Raw genomic sequence first — 831 nt, 5'->3', positions numbered from 1 at the left:
GGCATAGACGGCGGCAGTATAGCCGGCAGGGCCGGAGCCGAGGATGATGAGTTTGTGATGGTTGCTCATGATGGTTTCCTTGCTGATAAATGATTGAATTTTGTCGTATCTAAGCTTTCAGACGGCCTGAATTTTACTTGAATCTGCCGCTGCCTGAAATATGTTTGTTGTTTGGGTTTAGTGGCTGTCTTTCCATTGATAGTATTTTGAGCCGAGGAAAGAGCCGAGTTTGCGCAGGAAAGGCTGGGTAATGATGTTGCTGTGGCGCAGTTGCTCAAAAGGTTTCAGACGGCCGTCATCGTCCATGATGGCTTCGGCAATCGCCAAACCGGCAATGCCGGTAATCGCCATACCGTGTCCGGAATAGCCTTGGGCGTAGAAAACGGTAGGGGCGAGGCGGCCGAAATGTGGGGCGAGGTTGCGCGTAATGTCGCATTCACCACCCCAAGAATGCTCAATTCTGACGTCGGCAAGTTGCGGGAAAACTTTCAGCATGTCTTGGCGGACGAGTTCGGTCATGCGGTCAGGGTCATCGATAAACTCGTTGTCTTTGCCGCCGAAGAGCAGGCGGCCGTCGGCGCTGAGGCGGTAGTAGTCGAGGACGTGGCGGTTGTCGCAGATGGCCATATTGTTGCGGATCAGGTCTTTGGCGCGTTCGCCCAAAGGTTCGGTGGCGATGATAAAGGTGCTGACTGCAATGGCTTTTTGTTCCAATACTTTGAATTTTGGATGCAAACCGGCATAAGTATTGACGGCATAAACAAGGTTTTTGCATTCAACGCTGCCATTGGGCGTGTGTACCAGCCAGCCGTTATCGCATGGCTCGATACG

The 831-nt window shown here is 52.3% G+C and carries 1 protein-coding gene; it reads right to left on the bottom strand.

Annotated features, from left to right (window positions below; genetic code table 11):
• Positions 1-177: 177 nt before the first annotated feature.
• Positions 178-831, bottom strand: a 654-nt coding sequence (locus tag ACTHUT_RS21245) for an NAD(P)/FAD-dependent oxidoreductase (RefSeq protein WP_440419784.1), incomplete at its 5' end; no start/stop codon positions are given.

The organism is Neisseria sp. P0022.S010, assembly GCF_051956635.1.
Note: the sequence above shows the minus strand (reverse complement) of the source record. Positions and strands in the feature narration are given on the sequence as shown.